We start from the raw sequence: 19,317 nt of genomic DNA on the forward strand, positions 1-19,317 counted from the left end.
ATCGTACACCATGAGTTGACCCATGCGATGATGCTGCGGAAATACTACGGAAGTGGTTTACAGAGTGTGATCAACGGCATTAGCCGGATGCCCTTGCCGCTTTGGTACATCGAAGGATTAGCCGAGTATCAATCTCGGTTCGGTTGGGATTATGAAGCTGATATGTATCTCCGAGATGCGATTGTCAACGATTGGCTCCCCCCAATTGATCAATTTGGCGGATACCTCGATTACAAAGGGGGACAATCAGTTTACTGGTTCCTTGAAAATCGGTACGGTAAAGAAAAGATTGTTGATTTAGTGAACCGGGTAAAGCAGTATCGCGAGTTTAACCGAGGTGTTCGTGCCTCAATTGGTGTCGATGTCGAGGAGTTGAGCGATAAGTGGAAACAGTGGATGAAAAACGAGTTGTGGCCGGATGCCGCGAAACTCGAATCGCCACGCAATTTCGCTATGCCGCTCACAGACCACAAGAAGCAGGAAAACTACATCAACAATGCGCCATCCATTTCACCGAATGGCGACAAAATCGCATTCTTGTCGGATAAATCCGATTACTTCGATATCTGGTTAATGAATGCCTACGATGGGAAGATTATCAAGCGTTTGGTGAGCGGTGAGCGGACGAGTGGTTTCGAAGAACTCCATTGGCTGCAACCCGGCATCTCCTGGGATCCTACCGGGAACTACATCACTTTTGGTGCGAAAGCGGACGGGCGAGATGCTCTATACATCTTGGATACTCGAAACGGGAACATCGAGCGTAAGTTCCACTTTAATCTCGATGGACTCTACAGCCCTTCCTGGTCGCCTGATGGTAAGAAAATCGCATTCCAAGGATGGTTGCACGGCAAGTGCGATATCTTCTATGTCACAATCGAGGACAGCGTTCTCCACAATCTGACAAATGATTACTATAGCGACTTAGAACCGACCTGGACACCCGATTCAAAATCAGTTCTTTTCACTACGGATCGAGTAGAGAATTCCACTCTATCCGATTCCAGTTTACTTCATTCGCTCACCGATCACGATACCCGATTGTACGACATCTACCAAGTTTCAATCGCCGACAAGAAATCGACGCGCATCACCAACGATCCCGACCGCGAACGTACTCCCGTCTGGGTACCCGGAGACTCTGCCTTTGTCTATGTTTCCGACCGCAGTGGGATTTTTAATCTCTACTATTACGATTTGCGCACACAGGAATCGAAAGCGCTCACGAATGTATTAACCGGAGTCTTCCAACCATCGGTATCTCAGCAAAAATCGATCTGTTTCGCCAGTTTCTTCGATGGCGGTTACGATATCTATCTCATGCCATCTCCATTGAATCCACCGCATTGGAAACAACCGGTAACGACTTCTTATCGGAAAACGAATCCAACCTATGACCCCGATCCAATTGCAACAGCATCGGTCGATTCGATAACCATTCGGGACAAGTTTGCTGCAAAGTTTGCCGATTATGTTTTCGACGATTTACGCCCCGGGAATAAGAAGAAGAAACCGGAACCGATAGATACGGTGCAAGTGGCGTCCGGTCCCGATACGATAACTGTGTACTCGACGAAGAAGTATCGGGTAAAGCTATCCCCCGATATGCTATTCGCTTCGGCGGGGTTCTCGAATTTGTCCGGTTTTCAGGGGATGGGACAATTCATGTTGTCCGATGTCCTCGGAAACCATGTCATATATCTCGCGACCGATTTATACTACGACATTGAAAACACCAACATCAACGGGATATACTACTATCTACCCTACCGCATCGATTACGGTGTTGGCGGATTCCATAACGTTTACTTTTTCGATTATGGGTGGACGCGCGACCGCAGTTACGGCGCTAATGTCGAAATGCAATATCCGATATCGAAATTTCTTCGGATCGATTTTTCGACCACGTTTATTAACATCAATCGTTCCCGTTACACACTCGATAAAGAGGATTACCAACAGATTGCTTCGCGGCATGTCCTATTACCCGGTATCGCGTTAGTCAAGGATAATTCGGTGTGGGGATATGCCGGGCCGGCGAATGGTGAGCGGTTCCGGTTATCTTTTTATTGGTCGCCCGATTTCGATAACAACGATCCATCGCAATACGGCACCAAGTGGGGCTTAGACTTCAAAACGGCAATGCTCGATTATCGTCGCTACTTCCGGTTGAATAAGGATTATGGCTTTGCTGTTCGTTCTACTGCCGGATTCTCCGATGGTAAATCGCCGCAGCGTTTCTTCTTGGGCGGCGAAGCTAATTCACTGAATCGCGGTGTCGCCAGTTCCGCCTTCGTGAACAATGTCAATGACGTCTTTTTCAGTACGATGGTGACACCACTGCGAGGTTCCGATTTGTATGAATCGGTTGGAACCCGGTATGCGTTGCTGAATACCGAGTTCCGCTATCCGCTAATTCGATTGTTGGCGCTCGGTTGGCCGATTCCAGCATTTTTCTACAATATTCGCGGCGCGAGTTTCGTCGATGTTGGTGGAACGTGGGATAATGACAACTTCCGCGGATCGTTGCCGGTTGAATCCGGTGCGGCGCGGCTGCACGACCTGAAGTTCGGTTTTGGCTTTGGCGCGCGCGCATCCTTGGGATTTGCTATCCTCAAGTATGACATCGCTTGGAAGAGTGATTGGATTGAAAACTCACTCCCCCAACATTACATCTCCCTTGGCACCGAATTCTAACCGTTGGACAAACCCTCTAACCTGACTACCCGTAGGACAGACACTCCTGTCTGTCCACCAACACCTTGTTACTGCTTGGGTAGGGGCGGACTCCCACGTCCGCCCGTTATTGGAGGTTAGGCACTCTCGCCTGATGTGTCTAAGTGAGGAATCTGCTGGAAGCGGGATTACGAAGCAATCTCATTGGGCGGGCGTTTCTATGCCGCTCATTCCTTATCCTTTTAACCCTTCACCTTAAAAGAACTAACTTCTGCGTTTTAACAAATTCCCCCGCTTGCATCTTTACAAAATAGGTTCCCGATGAGAGATTCATCCCATCGAAGGTAACTCGATAACTTCCGGTCTGTTGTTTCTGGTTTACAAGGGATGCGACTTCCCGACCGGTAAGATCAAAGAGTTTCAATTCTACATTACTTAGCAGAGGAAGTGTGTAAGAAATTGTCGTGGTGGAGTTAAAGGGGTTGGGGTAGTTCGGCTTAAGTGAATATTGAGTCGGAAAATTGTTTTCAGAATCGTCGACACCACTCAATGCCCCCGAACAATCGTAAATCCGTAAATGAGTACTTTCTCCCGAATACACAATACTTCCATTCACACAAACATTGGATACATACACACTATCCAAAAAACCAACTAACTGTGGTGAGGATGGATTCGCGATATTGAGAATTCGGAACGCGCTGCCGCCAAGAAAGGCATGGTTACCGGACAGAGTCACTGCGGAGATATTTTCAGCCGGTTCGTAATGTGTTACCAATTGGGGATGTGCTCGATTCGCAACTGAAATAATCCGTAAACCCAAACCGTAACTGGCAAGGTAAGCGTAATCACCAGATACCGCGAGGTCATTGTAATACGCACCTAACCCACCCTGTGTGTATTGTCCAACGAGAGTTGGTGTTTGCGGATTTGTACAATCTAAAACGAAGACACCTGAGATTGCACCCGTTATGTTTCCGAGTAAATAGGCATAGTTGTCGACAACACAGATGCGAGAAATGTAATTAAATGTAACACCGGAATTGATAACAGTTGGAGACTCGGGATCGGTGAGCGATGCGATGTAAAAATGCCACCCGACTGTGTAAAATATCTTGTCATCGGAAATAGCCAGCGCAGATGTCCAACTCTGTGTTTCTCTGGCAAAATACCGGACGAACCGCGGCGAAGCTGGTGTCGTTACGTCGACGATAGCAATCCCGGAATCGCCCGAAGCTACATAACAATAGTTCCCATATCGAGCAATTGCACTATTGTAATCGTTCATTGGTAGGAAGCTCGTCTCGTGCGGATTCGTAGGATTGGCAACGTCAGCAACTCGTAAACCAAACATTGTGTCGGTGTAGTACAAATTCACCCCATCGAAACACATTCCTGAGATATATCCTCCCGATGCGAACTGCGCTAACTCGACCGGAGCAGTTGGCGTATGACAATCGACGACCCGCACTCCGCCCACCCAATCGCAAACATACGCAATCGAATTTGATACGGCACATCGAGTCGCATGGCCCGGGGTGTCAAACGTACTAACAATCACCGGAGCGGTTGGGTTCGTTACATCGACCAGTTTTATACCTTGTCTGTTGTTGGAAACATAGGCCATCGAGCCAGCAATTTTCACATCTTGTACTCGATCATTGAAACTTACAATGTTAGCCAAACTCATCGCAGAAGGGTTTGAAACGTTATAGATACACATGAGCGAATCGTTACCAACGCTGTAGGCATAACTGTTGGCAACAGCACAGATCGGGTTGGGAGTATGTAACGGTATTGTACCCAGTAGTGTAGGTATAGTCGGATTCGCTAACGAAACAGCGTACAATGTCGATGTCGAAGAAAGATAGGCAATGTTGCCGGAGATGACGATACGTGTTACATCGGGATAATCGGTAACCAATGCAATGACAAGCGGTTCGGTAGGATTCGCTAAGTAAACAACTCGTAATACTCTTGACGAACCGGTAGCTTCAATTACACATAGGTAACTACCCATTTTTGCTATACTGAATACATTTTGAAAAGTAGGGATTCGTGCTATCCGCACTGGATTCATCGTATTCGAAATGTTTACAATATCGATTCCATACCCGTTGTATGAATTAGGTATGTATGCGGTTGTCCCTTCAACGATGAGATTACTTGAATAACAATAAGCATTGTAAATTCCCCGTTCGACCGGTGCGCTGGGATCAGCGATATTGTGGATACCCACAACACAACTGTCTTCGGTAACGAGTAATCGATTACCCGAAACCGTGACATCGTGGATTCCGTACATGGGAAATCGTCGGGAAGAGAGTTGCGTGATGCCGAAATTCGGCTGCGAAAGCGTTCCGATCAGTGGAAGAAGTGTTAGGATAACAAGAAGAAAACTACGGGTAAATCTCATGGTACTACCCTCCGGTGAAGGAAATCATGTCTGCTAATGAATAGTAGTCACATCAAGTAGATTCTACAATAGTCAAGCGTTTATGAATGTAAATTATTCATTAGAGCACACCCACAATGTCATTGCGAGCGCAGCGAAGAAATCTCATTGAGATTTCGTCATTTTAGTAGGAAACCGAGGGCTTTCGCCCCGCAAATAATAGCATTTCTGTTCTTACTTCACTATGACATCAATTGCTTGCGAAGGTGGTACTTCGATCCGCTGAACAGACAATTTCACCCCAGTTTGAATCCATAGAAGATAAACCCCATCCTCCACCCCTGTGAACGAAAATTCACCATTCAAATCGCATACTTCCGAATAACCATTCCACAACTGATGCTGATGACCCCACGGGATCAGCATAACTCGAACAGTATTTACTTTTTCAGAAAGCGATGCACTAATCCGCCCCCTCACAAATGGATAATCCAACGCATCCGGCAGCCAAACTCGTCCCATTCCAGTTACTGGATTCGGCGTATCCGCAAACTCAGCGGCATCGTACAACGCATTTTCCAATTGGTCGGCGCTCCAATCGGGATGCGCCTCCCAAAGTATCGCAATCGCACTTGTCAATAATGGCGCGGCAAACGAAGTGCCATCGGAACGTTCATACTGGTTGCGAGTACCCGGTTTTGCCACTAAAATGTTAACCCCGGGAGCGGCGAATTCCGGTTTTGCAAATCCATCGAAGGTCGGACCATGCCCGGAGAACGCTTCGCCACGACCGCTGCTGTCGGTAGCTCCCACTGCAAGTACACTGCGAAACGAGCCCGGTGCAGTAATCGAGCGTAACGCCTCCCCTTCGTTGCCTGCCGCTCCGACCAATAACACCCCTCGTCGCCGCGCTTCCTCAGCCGCTGCATGGGCTAATGTATGTCCGAGCGCATTGCCAGTCGAACTTTCAAATGAGAGCGACGAGTGAATAACATCAGCGCCCATCTGTTCGCACCATTCTACCGCCGCCGCCCAACTCGCTTCATCGTCATTGATTGAGTTTCGTTCGTCGAACACTTGCGCCAATAAATATGTGGCATTCGGAGCCCCGCCAATCATTCGCCCCGGATCACAGGCCGCCATCACCGACAATACACTTGTGCCGTGAAACCCCTCAATATTTTTATACTTACGACCAATCACAAAATCGCGCTGCGCACCAATGCGTAGTTTTGTAAGACTTTGGTGACTTAGCTCGAAACCATCGTCCAAGACGCCGATCGTGACATCGGAACCCGTATATCCTTCTTCTTGCTGTACGGTAAGAATGCCCAATGCGTCCAATTGCCCCGCCGCCGCGCCATACTCCCAAGAAGAGTGCAAGAGTGAATTCTCAGTACTCCTTTTGTTTCGAGTTATTACTTTTTGGGGGGCAATATTCTGAAGCTCATGAAGTGTGAGAGTGGGATAACTCTTTTGTAATGCATTGAGCGCGGAAGGCGTGCCCCTCACAACAACCCACGGAATGCTGCTAAAGGAACTTTCCACAGTGAGTTGTAGCGATTGCAGTGACGAATCGAGTTGAGAGGTTCGTTGGTAACTTGTGAGTATTGAGAGCTGTTCCCGTTGCAATCTTCGCGCTCTGGCATCAGGAATCATGTGAATCGGCAACGACTCGACTACTTTCGCGAAGCAATTGCTATCACCGGTAATCGCAATACGCAGTGATTGCTCTTTCGACTGTGCGAATCCACTTGTCGCGAAAAAGAAAACGCTCACTCCGCTTAGAAGCAGAATGAGCGCCGATGAGAATTTCTCCTGCACAAATCACTCACTTAAGCGAATGGTGTTGCCGGATTCGTATGCCACCCGACCGGTTGACGTTACACTAAACCTGCCACTACTGCTCGACACTTCGTACAGCGTCTCATTTCGCAATTGAAGGATTCGCGCCGAGCCATCTTCGCTGCCACGGAAAGTAAGCCGCTTATTGTCGGAAACAGTTGGTTCTAATGCAAAACGATAAAGCGTATCGACTACACCGCTCGTCAAATTCGCCCGAAACAATATCGGGCGTGTTGCACCTTGCGCTTGCGGAATATTCCCATCGAATACCACCGTGTTGCTATCGAGAAAATCGATCTTGAATGCGTCGCGACTGTTTAAAACGCGGCTGTTCGACAACTGGGATAGCCTCGCGGTAACCGGTCTGCCGCCATTGTCGCCACCGAAGTAACCGATGTAATCGTTGAATTTCGACAGTGTTGGTTTACTTCCGGTAACGTGTAATGCTGTCACATTGAGCATTGGCAAAGTAATTTTCGCAATACCTAAAGTGTAAACAGCGTCGTATTCTTCGTAGAGGATTACTTCGTTACCGAAACCATCGCTTCCAACACAGGGATCGCGGCCAGATACCCGCAGTTGCGTAACCGCATGATTGCTGATTGTCAAGAGAAATATCCCGTTACGTTCAGAACCCATCGGACCACTCGCATAGTACACGACTCGTTCGTTATCATCGAACCAGACTGGCGCAGCCGCCGGTTGCGGCATCGTTTCGTCAATCAAGCGGCTTATCGAACCGCTGCCATTTCGCAACATCCAAACATCATCGCGTACAAATAACAGGAGCGATCCATTAGGTGAGATTACCGGATTGCTTCCATCACTCACCAGCACGGAACTGCTTAGCGTAGGAAGCTCAACTGGGATATCGGTTTTACCATCGTCTTCAGTGCACCCAACTCCCATCGCTGTTACGATTACGAATAGAATGCAGAAAAACAGAACTTTATCGTTGATAACGTACCGTATAGACAAGGTACTCCTCTCCGCCTGCCGGCACTTGAATTTTCCACTCTGCCATCGTTGCATCACTTCGCTGTAGTGCGATTGCTCCTGTCGAGTTGGTCGCCGTTACGATTTGCCAACTGCCAAACAGCATTTCCCGCAAAATCACTGGAACTGTTTTCGTTGTAGCGTTACTTACCAAAATTCTCACACTCTCTTCCGATTCATTTCGGCTAAGTCGGCGGTAATGTGTCCGCTCCTTATGAGCGCGCAACGAAAATGCCGTTCCCGTCCGTACTGCAAACTCGCTGCCCGCCGGCATCGCCGGTAAATAATCTTCACCGGCAAACGTTCCGCCGTTCACAGTATCGCCATACACAGTGATCTCGCCCCATGGCATCGCCTTGCTACCGAGCGCCGAATGTTTCGCTAACGAAAACACAAACTCAGTAAACACTGGAGCCGATTGCGTCGTCGCTTCTTCGACTACATACTGCTCCCGCCCCTCAATCCGGGTGCGAGGAAAGTATGGCAATTGTAAGGTCGATCCCGCATCAATATCGACCTTCTGTGGAATTTCGAATTTCTGATATCCTTGCCAAGCGTTGCTTGAAGCGTTCTTACCTGTTACTGCCGCTCCTACTTTTTGATTTGTTTCTTGATCAGTTGAAAGTCCGACGTCTCCAGCAACTAACGTGAGTTGCACATCGGGAAGCGATGTACCGCTGGTATTCTCAAGAGAAAAGTCGCTTTGCAGTTCAGCGTGGTTCGCATCAATCTTCCACAAATGATAGGCGGCGCGCCAATTCGCTCCCGGCGCTAAGTAGGAGAATCGTATCGGTTCGCGTCGCGAACCATCGGAACGCACCTTCCAAAGCAGCTTGGAGACCCCTTGCGCACCAACCGGCAGGGTATCAAACGATAACCAGTTAAAGGAGTTTTTATCAAGTAGCTCCACTCGAGGTAAAGTCGTATCCGGTTGAAGAAAAAGATGGTTGTCGGAAATGTGGAGTATCTTTCCCTCTACCCGTTCGTTTCCCTGTTGAAAAGAAATCCACTGTCCGCGATACTGCTTCCAGAGGTCAGCGATTTCAAACTCACTGGGAACGAATCTTGTCGACAAAGGAAGTAGCTCCTTGAGTGACCGTAATGGTTCGATCCGTAACGACGATACAAACGCCCCCGGCAACACCGGCTCAAAGGAGACTATTTGCTCACCATCACGAAAGTCGACGATCAGTGTCTCGGTGTACTGCAACAAATCGCGGGTATAGACCGTTAACCGGACATCCCGGATTGGAGCGCTAACCACCGTTTGCCAGCACAACAGACAACACCCGATTCCCCAAAACCAACTACGCATCCCCACAACCTCTTCTTTGTAAAAGAAATAATCCACTACAAAGTGCGAAGAAATCGCTTGCGTTCCAATCTGCACAATGCTTGCAACAAAGTTTTCACTTCATCAAAACGTTCAGTCCGAATCATCAGCATTAGGCAGAAATCTCCTAAGTAACGATTGCAACGGGAAGGAATAGGAGAAGAAAGTATTGGACTCATCAGAAACCAGCACTCAAACATCTACTCGCTTTGGTCAGTTTTATAACTCACGAAAATCATATTCGCGATATTCATCTAATGTCTTTATATATACAGGATATATAAATTAAATATATCATCAATCAATATATGTAATATCAACATATATAATTCGCTCCTATTCATTCCATCAATGAATTACCGGTGAGAACACGATCAAGAAACAAACTCTAAGAGGTCGTTTCGCATGGTCTCTATGAGGGATTTTAACGACTGAAATCGATAAACATAATCATGGGGAGTACGCGCTAAATCATTGATAAACGTTGTGATAAAACAGTCATGTGAAAACTTGGAAAAATGTGAAACCTCAACCATTCATGAAGTTATTCTGAATTCTTCACAAAATCGATTTTTCAGATTGCATTCTGCTCGACGAGGTATTATCATTGCCTATCGGAGGATATAGGAATGAATACTATTGGCAACGCGCTGAATGGGGAAAATAGAGTGATACCTCCCGGCCCGTTCTTCATTACGCTCGAAGAGAATTCCGCTGTCTCCCATCGGATTGTCATCCCTGCACTGCTAAGGAGAGGGCTCCTGCCCGTTAATGAACAACCGGAACTGATCTGGCTTCGCAATGATAAAGTCAATGCCTTGCAACTACATCCTGCACCGGTTCTCTATGCAATCCTCGAAGAGCGAATTGCCGAATTACCGGAGGAGGAGAGGCCTCTTCGGCGGCGACAATGGTATCGTGACTTCTACGTGATTGAAGTGAATAAGGACTACCGGTTGACCTTACCAAAATTAGCTGATCTCCCGACTTCCTATGCGTGGGACAACTGTTTGCGAGCGGTAATCGTCGGTTTCGGGAAATATGCATGGCTCTTTTCCGAAGTCGCTTACAACCGCTATCTCGCAGGATTAGAGCCGCAGGATAGCCTCGCAACCACGTTCCAGGAGTTTGCGTGACCCTTGAGTTTCATCATGTCCCCGTCCTCTTGCACGAGACTGTAAACGCAGTGATAACTAATCGCTCCGGTTGCTATCTCGATACGACCGGCGGTTCGGGCGGACATGCTGCGGAACTCCTAAATCAACTTAACGACGACGCGAAACTCATAATAATCGACCGTGACCCACAAGCAATCGAATATCTCCGGGCGCGCTTTCAATCCGAGCCACGAGTCAAAACAATCTGGCAGGGACGATTTGGGGAAAGTCGGAAACCAATGGATGAACTCAAGTGGGAACAGGTGGACGGAATCATCGCCGATTTAGGCGTTTCATCTCCCCAACTTGACTCTCCTGACCGCGGCTTTTCTCTCAGGTATTTGAATGCTCCCTTGGATTTACGAATGGGAGAGAACGAACAAACGGCAAATGAATGGTTATCGACTGCAGACGTTTCTGAAGTCGTAACGGCATTGGAACAAGGCGGCGATTTTCGCAATGCCGACCGAATCGCGGAACCATTACTAACCGCTGCACGGGCAAATCGCCTCCACTCAGTTAATGATGCGATAGAGGCGGCGTTCCCCGGGAAGCAATTGCCACGCAATGTCCAATCGCGGTTTCTCCAAGCACTACGAATTGCCGTCAATCAAGAATACAGCGAGCTGATAGCACTATTGCAACTTGCCCGAAATCGCATTCGCCCCGGTGGGCGTTTAGCGATTATCACTTTTCACAGTGGCGAAGCGAAAATTGTGAAGCAGGAGTTTGCTGCGCGAGACTGCAAATCCAATTACCGTTACTGGAAAATTCCCGTTGGTCTTAAAGCGCAGGCATCAGAAGCGGAAATGAAACATAATCGGCGAGCGACATCGGCAGTATTGCGAGTCGCTGAGCGTGGAGTTGACCGATGAAAAATGCAACCAATTGCAAGTACTCCGGTGGTTTCATCTATAATGAACCGCCACGTCAGCGAAATTTCAAGAAGCTCTTGCACTTCATGCTTTTCTTTCTCGTGTTCTTCGTTGGTGCCGGCGCGATTGGATACATCAATTACATCAATCAAGTCAATGTGCAGCAAATCGACCGGACTGAAACAGCTATCAATGCCGCGCGTCGAATCCAACTCGCAAAACTTGCGAAACTAAACCAAGCGATGAAGTATGAGAACATCCAGAAGAAAGCCAGTCTGCTCGGATTGAATAGCGTGTCGACCCAGATTGAGCAACTCGCGTTGCCTGAAGCACATTTCGACGAAACTCAGTTAGCATTCCTCATGAAGCGGCGCACCGAAAAAGTATTCGAGCCGAAGCGCTTTGCTTCGAATGTAGTTACAAAACGGAATGTCCAATAACACTCGGCGGGTGCAATCATGATACCGAAAGAATGGCAACACTCCCGATTCATTCCTACCGATTCCGAATATCGGTTACGGCTGAGGTGGATGGTTATTGTTATCCTACTACTTGCCACAATAGGAATTGGGCGTTATGGCTTTTGGCTATTCGTTCGCGGCGATGAGATTCGCAACATCGCTACTGAACAGTATCGTCAGATCGAACCGATTGCCTCTGAGCGGGGAAGAATCTATGATCGCAATGGCAATATTCTCGTCAGCAACATCAAGTATGTGACCATCGGCGTCGACCGCCAAACCTTAAAAATCACCATCGATTCGTTGGCGTCAATTCTTGCAAAATCGTTTGGTAAACCGGCGTCGTTTTATCGCGATCGCATCAACAAAATTGATCAACGCTATGTCGTGTTGGAAAAGCGGATAACCATCGACATCGCTTCGAAAATCGATAAGTACAAGATCGCTGGCTTAGTAAAAACGATTGAATCGTCGCGTTACTATCCGAATGGTACTTGTGCGGCAATGGTAATCGGCAAAGTCGACAATACAAACAATGGCATTTTTGGATTGGAACGGAGTCTCAACAAGCAACTCGCTGGAATACCCGGCAAGCAGTTCCGCATCCGCATCGGTTCCAATGCCTCGACCATCGACATCGACAATCCAATCGTTCCTGCGGTGAACGGCGCTGACATCTATACTTCATTGGATGTCGTTGCCCAACAAATAGTGGAAGAGGAATTATCGCAAACTGTCGAAGAATTCAAAGCCCAATCAGGTACAGTAGTCGTCATGGTCCCGCAAACGGGCGAAATCATTGCTATGGCAAGCTATCCGTTCTTCGACCCAAACAAATCGTCGGCTGCCGATACTCTCGGTTTTCGTCCGCGACCAGTGTATGACCTCTTCGAGCCGGGATCAACGGCAAAGACTTTTACGTTTGCTGCGGTGTTAGAAAACACCAACACCTCGTTGGATGAAATCATCAATACCTATGGTGGTTCCTATTCCTTGTGTGGCAAAGTGATTCATGACGATCACCATAGCGGACCGTTATCGGTTGCCGATGCCTTTGCACAGTCGTCGAACATCGTCACGTTACAGTTGGGATTGCGGATGCGTCCCGAAACTTTCCGCGAAGCATTCAAGAAATTTGGTTTTGTTGCCCGTTCGCACAGTGGTTTACCTGCCGAACAACCGGGCATGATGCCTTCACTCAGTAGTTGGAGCTCCTTGTCGCAGGCGACCATCTCGTATGGTCACGGGATCTCGGTAACTGCGTTGCAACTCACTCAGGGTTATGCTGCGCTTGCCAATGGCGGCGAACTCATGTGGCCACAACTGGTGAAGCGAATCGATTGGAACGATAAACTCTCCGATACCTATGAACCGATGGTGCGTCAGCGTGCTGTATCGCGCCAGACTGCCGAAACAATGCTTATGCTGATGCAGCGCGTTACTGAAGTTGGGACTGGAAAACGGGCCCGGATCGATGGCATAAAAGTTGGCGGAAAAACTGGTACAGCGAAAAAGTTGAGTGAGCGCGGTGGTTACATGGAAGGTCACTACGTAGCGAACTACGTGGGGGTAGCTCCAATTGATAATCCGCAGCTCGTTTGTGCCGTTGTTATCGATGATCCACGCGCTGTTAGTCATTATGGCGGTATCGCTGCAGCGCCGCTCTGGCAGCGGATAATCGTGCGATTGATGCAAACATTACCAGCGATGGCAGTGCAATCAGCGCCGGTGCGTTATGTCGGAAATACTCCAACCGGTTACACGGTTCCTGAGTTAATCGGAATGTCGGATGGCGCTGCCCAACGATTAGCGCAAGGCTGGGTATTCCAACGCGAAGGTTCCGGTGATCATATCATCGCTCAAGAGCCTGCCGCAGGTATGCGTGTAACGAACAATACGATACGCATCGTATTGGCGGACGAACGCGCGCAATTGACCAGTATCCCGGTCCCGCCGGTATATGGCATGTCATTACGAAATGCCTTGGCAAAGTTATCGGAATTGAAACTAACTGCTGAAGTGCAGGGAGTCGGAAAAGTATTGACGCAAAACCCTGCCCCCGGAACAATCCTGCCATGCGGTTCGACGATTCAACTTATCTGTGAACGGGCGGGACTGTGACGAAAATATTATCACAGTTATTTCACTCGGATCGCGAACACTTTGATAATCGTGTCGCGACCGGTATCGCTTACGATTCCCGAAAAGTAATGCCCGGCGGCATCTTCGTAGCGATTCCCGGTGTAGCAGTCGACGGTCATCAATTCATTCCACAAGCTGTTTCTCGCGGTGCTACCGTTATTGTTGGTGAACAGCCTGCGATGGAATTGCCGAGCGGAGTTACCTACATCCAAGTGACTGATACCCGAATAGCATTAGCAGAACTATCTTCGCAATGGTTCGATCACCCGGCTGATAAGTTGGCTATCCTTGCTGTAACGGGCTCAAATGGAAAAACTACGAGTACCTACCTCATCGAACGAATTCTCCGCTCCGCTGAAAAAAAGTGTGCGGTGATTGGAACGATTGGTTATATAATCGGAGGTGAGGCTCGTCCCGCAATCCACACCACACCGGAATCCTACGAATTGCAGAGCTTGTTTGCCGATGCTGTTACAGCCGGTGATCGTTTTATCGCGGTAGAGGTTTCATCCCATGCTCTTGCATTAAAACGTACCCACGGAATTGATTTCACCGGAGCGATTTGGACGAACCTCACCCAAGATCACTTGGATTTCCACGGGACGATGGAAAACTACTTTGGCGAAAAAGCGAAACTATTCCTTGGCGAAGGTGCTGCACGAATTCGCTTGGTGAATCGTGACGATAGCTATGCTGCTCGGATGTTGCAGGATCCCGCAATTCTTTCGTTTGGCATCGACTCGACAACTGCGAATTATCGTGCTACCAGCATAAAAATGACTGCGAATGAAACAAGCTTCCGGATAGTCGGCACCTCCAACGGATCGATTGATGTGAAAACATCGATGGTTGGGAAATACAATATTGCGAACATTCTTGGAGTCGCTGCGTTGTTGGATCGGCTCGGTATTGCTCCACTCGCAATTGCCGATGGGATCGGACAATTGGAAGGGGTTTCCGGCAGAATGCAGCGCGTTGATTCGCCCGTCGGCACTGCGATATTTGTCGACTATGCTCATACTCCCGACGCTATGGAAAATGTGATAAAAACGGCTCGTTCCTTCACGCAGAACCGGCTTCACGTTTTGTTTGGCTGCGGTGGAAACCGCGACCGCGCTAAACGGCCGCTGATGGGTGCTGCCGCCTGTATCGCCGATTCGGTGGTAGTCACATCGGACAACCCCCGCTTTGAAGAACCGCAAGCGATTGTCGATGACATTATGCCGGGTCTCGATCGGTCCAAAGTTGCTCTTATCGAGTTGGATCGTACAACCGCTATCGCTGCCGCTTGCAGCATGTTAGTCGAAGGTGATGTATTGTTAGTGTTAGGAAAAGGCGCTGAGAGTTATCTCGAGATTAAAGGTGTCCGACATCCTTACTCCGATTACGAGGCGATAGCCCAAGCGATTACTAAACTACCCGGAGCGACTCATGCTTGAGCGAACGCTGCAAACATTGACGAACGCTGAAACCATCGCTGGATCGCCTTATTTGGTGCCGATATCCGGTATCTCAATCGACACCCGTACACTTAGTCAAGGGGACTTATTCGTTGCATTAACTGCGGTTCGAGATGGCCACGATTTTATTCCGGCGGCAATTGTTCGAGGAGTCGCCGCTTTGTTGGTTTCTAAACCACTCGTTGAACTCCCTCCGATACCGGATAATGTTTGGGTAGTGCAAGTACCTGACTGTACCAAAGCGTTGCTTGAAATCGGTGTATGGTTTCGTGAAAATGTACTCCGCTGTCCGGTGATTGCAGTTACCGGCTCGTACGCAAAAACATCCGTGAAAACAATGGCGGCGGAAGTATTGAAAGAGTTGGGTAACGGGTTAGTTTCCGAGAAAAACTACAACAATCATTTAGGAGTCCCACTTACGTTGGCGACGGCACAACCAGCGAATCGTTTTGCTTTGTTTGAACTTGGAATGAATCATTTCGGAGAAATCCGCACATTGACTGAAACGGCTCGTCCCACAATTGGATTGATTACGCACATCGGACGGGCACATATCGAGTATTTCGGATCGGAAGAGGCAATTGCCAAAGCAAAAGGTGAATTGTTTGAAGCGATGACACCTGCCGGTGTCCGTCTTGTGAATCTGGATGATCCCTATATTCTTGCGCTTGCGAAGAAATATCCCGGCGCATTCGATCTTGGCTACACATTAAGTAACGACAACTTCGACTTCAAAGGACGAATCCTCCGGGCAACTCCGTTAGAGAAGGATGAACACGGTTGCTACGGTATCTCCCTTGCTGGAACGGAGTTACACTCCTCGTTACCCGGGCGCTTCCAACAATACAATTTGCTTGCCGCGGCGACGATTGGCATTGCCCTTGATATCCCGCTACCCCGAATCGCAAAGCGCTTGCGTGATGTGCGTGCGGTACCGATGCGCGGACAACTTCTCCATTTTGATTCGATAACGCTCATTCGTGACGAATACAACGCCTCACTTCACTCGATGAAAGCTGGTTTAGAGTTGTTGAACGACCAATCAACCGCAAAACGGCGCATTGCCGTTCTCGGTGACATCTTTGAGTTGGGCGAACAAGTACGCAACGACCATGAAACCTTGGCGGAATACATCGTTGAAGCAAATCCTTCGGTAGTGTATCTCTGTGGGGCGCATTGTCGTTGGACATTTCGCCGGTTGCAGGAGGTTGCAAGTCAAATCAAAGTAATGCACTCCGATTCTGTCGAGGAAATTGCTCATATAGTATCTCAACGGCTGCAGCCAGGCGATGCAATCTTAGTAAAAGGTTCACGCGGTATGGCGATGGAACGAATTAGCAATGCAATCTTGGAAATTGTCGAAAACTTTTCTCGGGATCGAAAATGATCGACCGTGAAGTTGCATACACAGCAATTAATCGTCCGCGAAAAGTTGCGGTTATCGGCGGTGAGCGTTCGGGTATCGCCGCGGCGAAGTTATTACAGTCGTTGGGTATTCCCTGCTTCCTATCCGATATCGCACAAGGTGAAAAAGCAGAAATCCTACGACAGAAGTTACTTGCTCTCAATATCCCCTTTGAGTTAGGCGAGCATAGCGATGAGATATTTCGTGGTACCGATTTAATCGTTACCTCACCAGGGGTAGATTCTCGGAGTAAGCTGTTTGTACGGGCACGAGACGCCTGCATCCCGGTATGGTCCGAACTGGAGTTTGCATGGCGTCTCAACCCCGGAAAAACCATTGCCATCTCTGGTACAAATGGAAAATCGACGACCACGACATGGCTTGGTGAAATCTTCCGCTCTGCTAAAATTCCTCATGTCGTTGCAGGGAACATAGGTGTTGCGTTTTCCGATTGTGTACATGAGTTAACGCCGGAGCATTGGGCGATCTTGGAAGTTTCTTCTTTTCAATTGGAGTGGATAGAGAAGTTTCAACCCGATGTCGCTGTACTACTGAATCTCGCTCCTGACCATTTGTATCGCTACGATTCACTCCAGCAGTACTATCTCACGAAACGGGCGATAGCCCTTCATCAAACATCCAAACAAGTATTCGTAGGAAATGCCAATGATGTTAACGTCGAGCTTATATCGAAAGGACTAAAATCGTCGTTGTTCCCATTTTCTGGCAGTCATCCGTTAGAACGTGGAGTATGGCTTGGGCACGACCGGATATACCTCCGCGATACCGAACCGGTTGCAATGCGATTAGCTTCGTTTGACAATATTCATCTCTTTGGTCGTCACAATTTGGTGAACGCAGCTGCAGTTGTCGCCGCAGCTTATAGCGCCGGAATCGAACCGGAAGCGATTAACGCTGGACTCTTCTCTTTCAAAGGACTACCGCATCGATTGGAGTTAGTTCCTACGACCGACGGTTTTCATTGGTATAACGATTCTAAAGCAACGACCCCCGACTCCACTCGAGTTGCACTATTATCCTTTCCCCAACCAGTGATTTGGTTAGCAGGCGGATATGATAAGGGAATTGATTTTACCCCGCTGAAAAAATTAGTGAAACGGCGAGTAACACAACTTATTGCATTCGGTGCCGCTCGCGATAAAGTTAAAACGACGTTTTCCGATATCGTACCCATCGTCGAAGCGGAAACCTTACGTGAAGCGGTTGAACTCGCTCGGAAACAAGCACAGCCTGGTGTTGACATCCTGTTATCACCGATGTGCGCAAGTTTTGATGAATTCAACGATTTTGAAGATCGTGGCACCAAATATGCCGAATATGTCCGGGGGATAACACAATGATTCTTGTTCGCCAAGTTGTCGATCACCTGAACTTTAATTTTGATCGTTGGATGCTCGCTTCGGTGATCTGTTTGTTGCTGATTGGCCTGTTGATGAACATGATGGCAACGTCAAACAAATTGACTGACTCCACAGCGATTACCGGTTCACTATCCGCTACTGTAATCGATGTCTACGCAAAATTCAAAACTCATTCGTTGAAAGTTGCTATCGGCTTAGTGTTTGCGGTCGCTTGTTACCTCACCCCATTAATGGTTTGGCAGAGTAGAAAGACTACCTACACTTTAATTGCAGTATCAATGGTGCTGTTTATCCTCACCTACTTTTTTGGTGAAGATATCAACGGAGCGCGTCGCTGGCTAAGGATAGGTGGATTTCAACTTTCGCCGTCGGATGTTGCTCGGTTTTCACTAATCCTCTGGTTATCACAATTCCTGTTTGAAAAGCGAGAAGAGTTGCATCTCATTTCCAATTCGGTGAAAGCAGCAGCAATGATAGCGATGATCTGTTTGCCGATTGTCCTGCAGCCGAATCTCTCTACCGTTATGATAATATTCGCGATTGCTGGTTCGATGCTGTGGGTGTCGGGTATTCCCCGTAAATGGTTTTTCTACCTTGGGGCACTGGTCATAGCCTTTGGAGTATTTCACGTTGCCGGTTCGTCGTTTCGCTCAAATCGAAGCCAAGTCTTCATTGATCCATTTGCGATTTACTACAACTTCGATAGTCAATACCAGATTGATCCGGTAGGCGCAACCATGCTCAAAGAGACTTCATACCAACAACGCCAGAGCATTATGGCATTGGTGCAGGGTGGTTTGACCGGCGTCGTCTATGGGACTGGAAAACAGAAATATTTCTTACCGGAAGCATACAACGATTGCATTGTCGCCATCGTCGGAGAAGAATGGGGGATGATTGGAATTCTGTTGGTGCTTGCGGGATTTGGCGTACTCACTTGGCGCGGATTTCGCACGACAGTGAATTCAATCGATGCCTACAAATACTTTCTCGCATTCGGCATCGTGATGAATTTCCTCGCCTACTTTTTCATTCACTTCTTTGTGAATGTATCGGCGATGCCGTCAACTGGAGTCCCGTTGCCATTCATCAGCCATGGCGGTACGGCTATGGTGTTTAATCTCGGTCTCGCTGCTATTCTATTGCGGTTGAGTGCCGAGCCAAAATGTCCGCTATTCGTCAAGTAGGTG

At 48.2% G+C, this 19,317-nt stretch carries 13 protein-coding genes; 9 read left to right on the forward strand and 4 right to left on the reverse strand.

What is annotated here, in order from left to right; all coding sequences use genetic code 11:
* On the forward strand, window positions 1–2,697 hold a 2,697-nt coding region (locus tag OEM52_04435), incomplete at its 5' end, for a hypothetical protein (protein MDK9699384.1).
* 229 nt (window positions 2,698–2,926) lie between these two features.
* On the opposite strand, the gene OEM52_04440 is transcribed toward OEM52_04435, so the two are convergent.
* From OEM52_04440 to OEM52_04455, 4 genes are all read right to left on the reverse strand, one after another.
* Entirely contained in the window at window positions 2,927–5,092 is a 2,166-nt protein-coding gene (locus OEM52_04440; protein ID MDK9699385.1) for a T9SS type A sorting domain-containing protein, read from the reverse strand.
* Between the two features lie 213 nt (window positions 5,093–5,305).
* On the reverse strand, window positions 5,306–6,895 hold the full coding sequence (locus tag OEM52_04445; GenBank protein ID MDK9699386.1) for a S8 family serine peptidase: 1,590 nt from the start codon (window positions 6,893–6,895) through the stop codon (window positions 5,306–5,308).
* Window positions 6,896–6,898: 3 nt separating this feature from the next.
* The gene (locus OEM52_04450) at window positions 6,899–7,894 is read right to left on the reverse strand and encodes a hypothetical protein (protein ID MDK9699387.1); all 996 of its coding nucleotides are present in this window, start codon (window positions 7,892–7,894) and stop codon (window positions 6,899–6,901) included.
* The gene (locus OEM52_04455; protein ID MDK9699388.1) at window positions 7,866–9,227 is read right to left on the reverse strand and encodes a hypothetical protein; all 1,362 of its coding nucleotides are present in this window, start codon (window positions 9,225–9,227) and stop codon (window positions 7,866–7,868) included. The genes OEM52_04450 and OEM52_04455 overlap by 29 nt, the downstream gene beginning before the upstream one ends.
* A 647-nt stretch (window positions 9,228–9,874) precedes the next feature.
* On the opposite strand from OEM52_04455, the gene OEM52_04460 reads away from it, so the two are divergent.
* Genes OEM52_04460 through OEM52_04495 form a run of 8 tightly spaced genes read left to right on the forward strand, consistent with a single transcriptional unit; the run spans window position 9,875 to window position 19,314 of the window.
* Window positions 9,875–10,381, forward strand: a complete 507-nt coding sequence (locus tag OEM52_04460; GenBank protein MDK9699389.1) for a hypothetical protein — start codon at window positions 9,875–9,877, stop codon at window positions 10,379–10,381.
* The gene (gene rsmH / locus OEM52_04465) at window positions 10,378–11,277 is read left to right on the forward strand and encodes a 16S rRNA (cytosine(1402)-N(4))-methyltransferase RsmH (GenBank protein MDK9699390.1); all 900 of its coding nucleotides are present in this window, start codon (window positions 10,378–10,380) and stop codon (window positions 11,275–11,277) included. Before OEM52_04460 ends, rsmH begins: the two co-directional genes overlap by 4 nt.
* Window positions 11,274–11,717, forward strand: a complete 444-nt coding sequence (locus OEM52_04470) for a hypothetical protein (GenBank protein ID MDK9699391.1) — start codon at window positions 11,274–11,276, stop codon at window positions 11,715–11,717. Before rsmH ends, OEM52_04470 begins: the two co-directional genes overlap by 4 nt.
* A gap of 18 nt (window positions 11,718–11,735) precedes the next feature.
* On the forward strand, window positions 11,736–13,859 hold the full coding sequence (locus OEM52_04475; GenBank protein MDK9699392.1) for a penicillin-binding transpeptidase domain-containing protein: 2,124 nt from the start codon (window positions 11,736–11,738) through the stop codon (window positions 13,857–13,859).
* Window positions 13,856–15,319 carry a UDP-N-acetylmuramoyl-L-alanyl-D-glutamate--2,6-diaminopimelate ligase gene (locus tag OEM52_04480; protein ID MDK9699393.1) on the forward strand — a complete coding sequence of 488 codons (1,464 nt, stop codon included), beginning with the start codon at window positions 13,856–13,858 and terminating at the stop codon, window positions 15,317–15,319. The genes OEM52_04475 and OEM52_04480 overlap by 4 nt, the downstream gene beginning before the upstream one ends.
* A complete protein-coding gene (locus tag OEM52_04485) occupies window positions 15,312–16,727 on the forward strand; it encodes a UDP-N-acetylmuramoyl-tripeptide--D-alanyl-D-alanine ligase (protein MDK9699394.1) in 1,416 nt (471 codons plus the stop codon). Before OEM52_04480 ends, OEM52_04485 begins: the two co-directional genes overlap by 8 nt.
* Window positions 16,724–18,106, forward strand: a complete 1,383-nt coding sequence (murD, locus tag OEM52_04490) for a UDP-N-acetylmuramoyl-L-alanine--D-glutamate ligase (protein ID MDK9699395.1) — start codon at window positions 16,724–16,726, stop codon at window positions 18,104–18,106. The genes OEM52_04485 and murD overlap by 4 nt, the downstream gene beginning before the upstream one ends.
* Complete coding sequence (locus OEM52_04495) at window positions 18,103–19,314, forward strand: FtsW/RodA/SpoVE family cell cycle protein (protein ID MDK9699396.1); 1,212 nt, start codon at window positions 18,103–18,105, stop codon at window positions 19,312–19,314. Before murD ends, OEM52_04495 begins: the two co-directional genes overlap by 4 nt.
* The last annotated feature ends 3 nt before the right edge of the window (window positions 19,315–19,317 follow it).

The organism is bacterium, from assembly GCA_030247525.1.
Taxonomy (GTDB): Bacteria; Electryoneota; JAOADG01; order JAOADG01; family JAOADG01; genus JAOTSC01.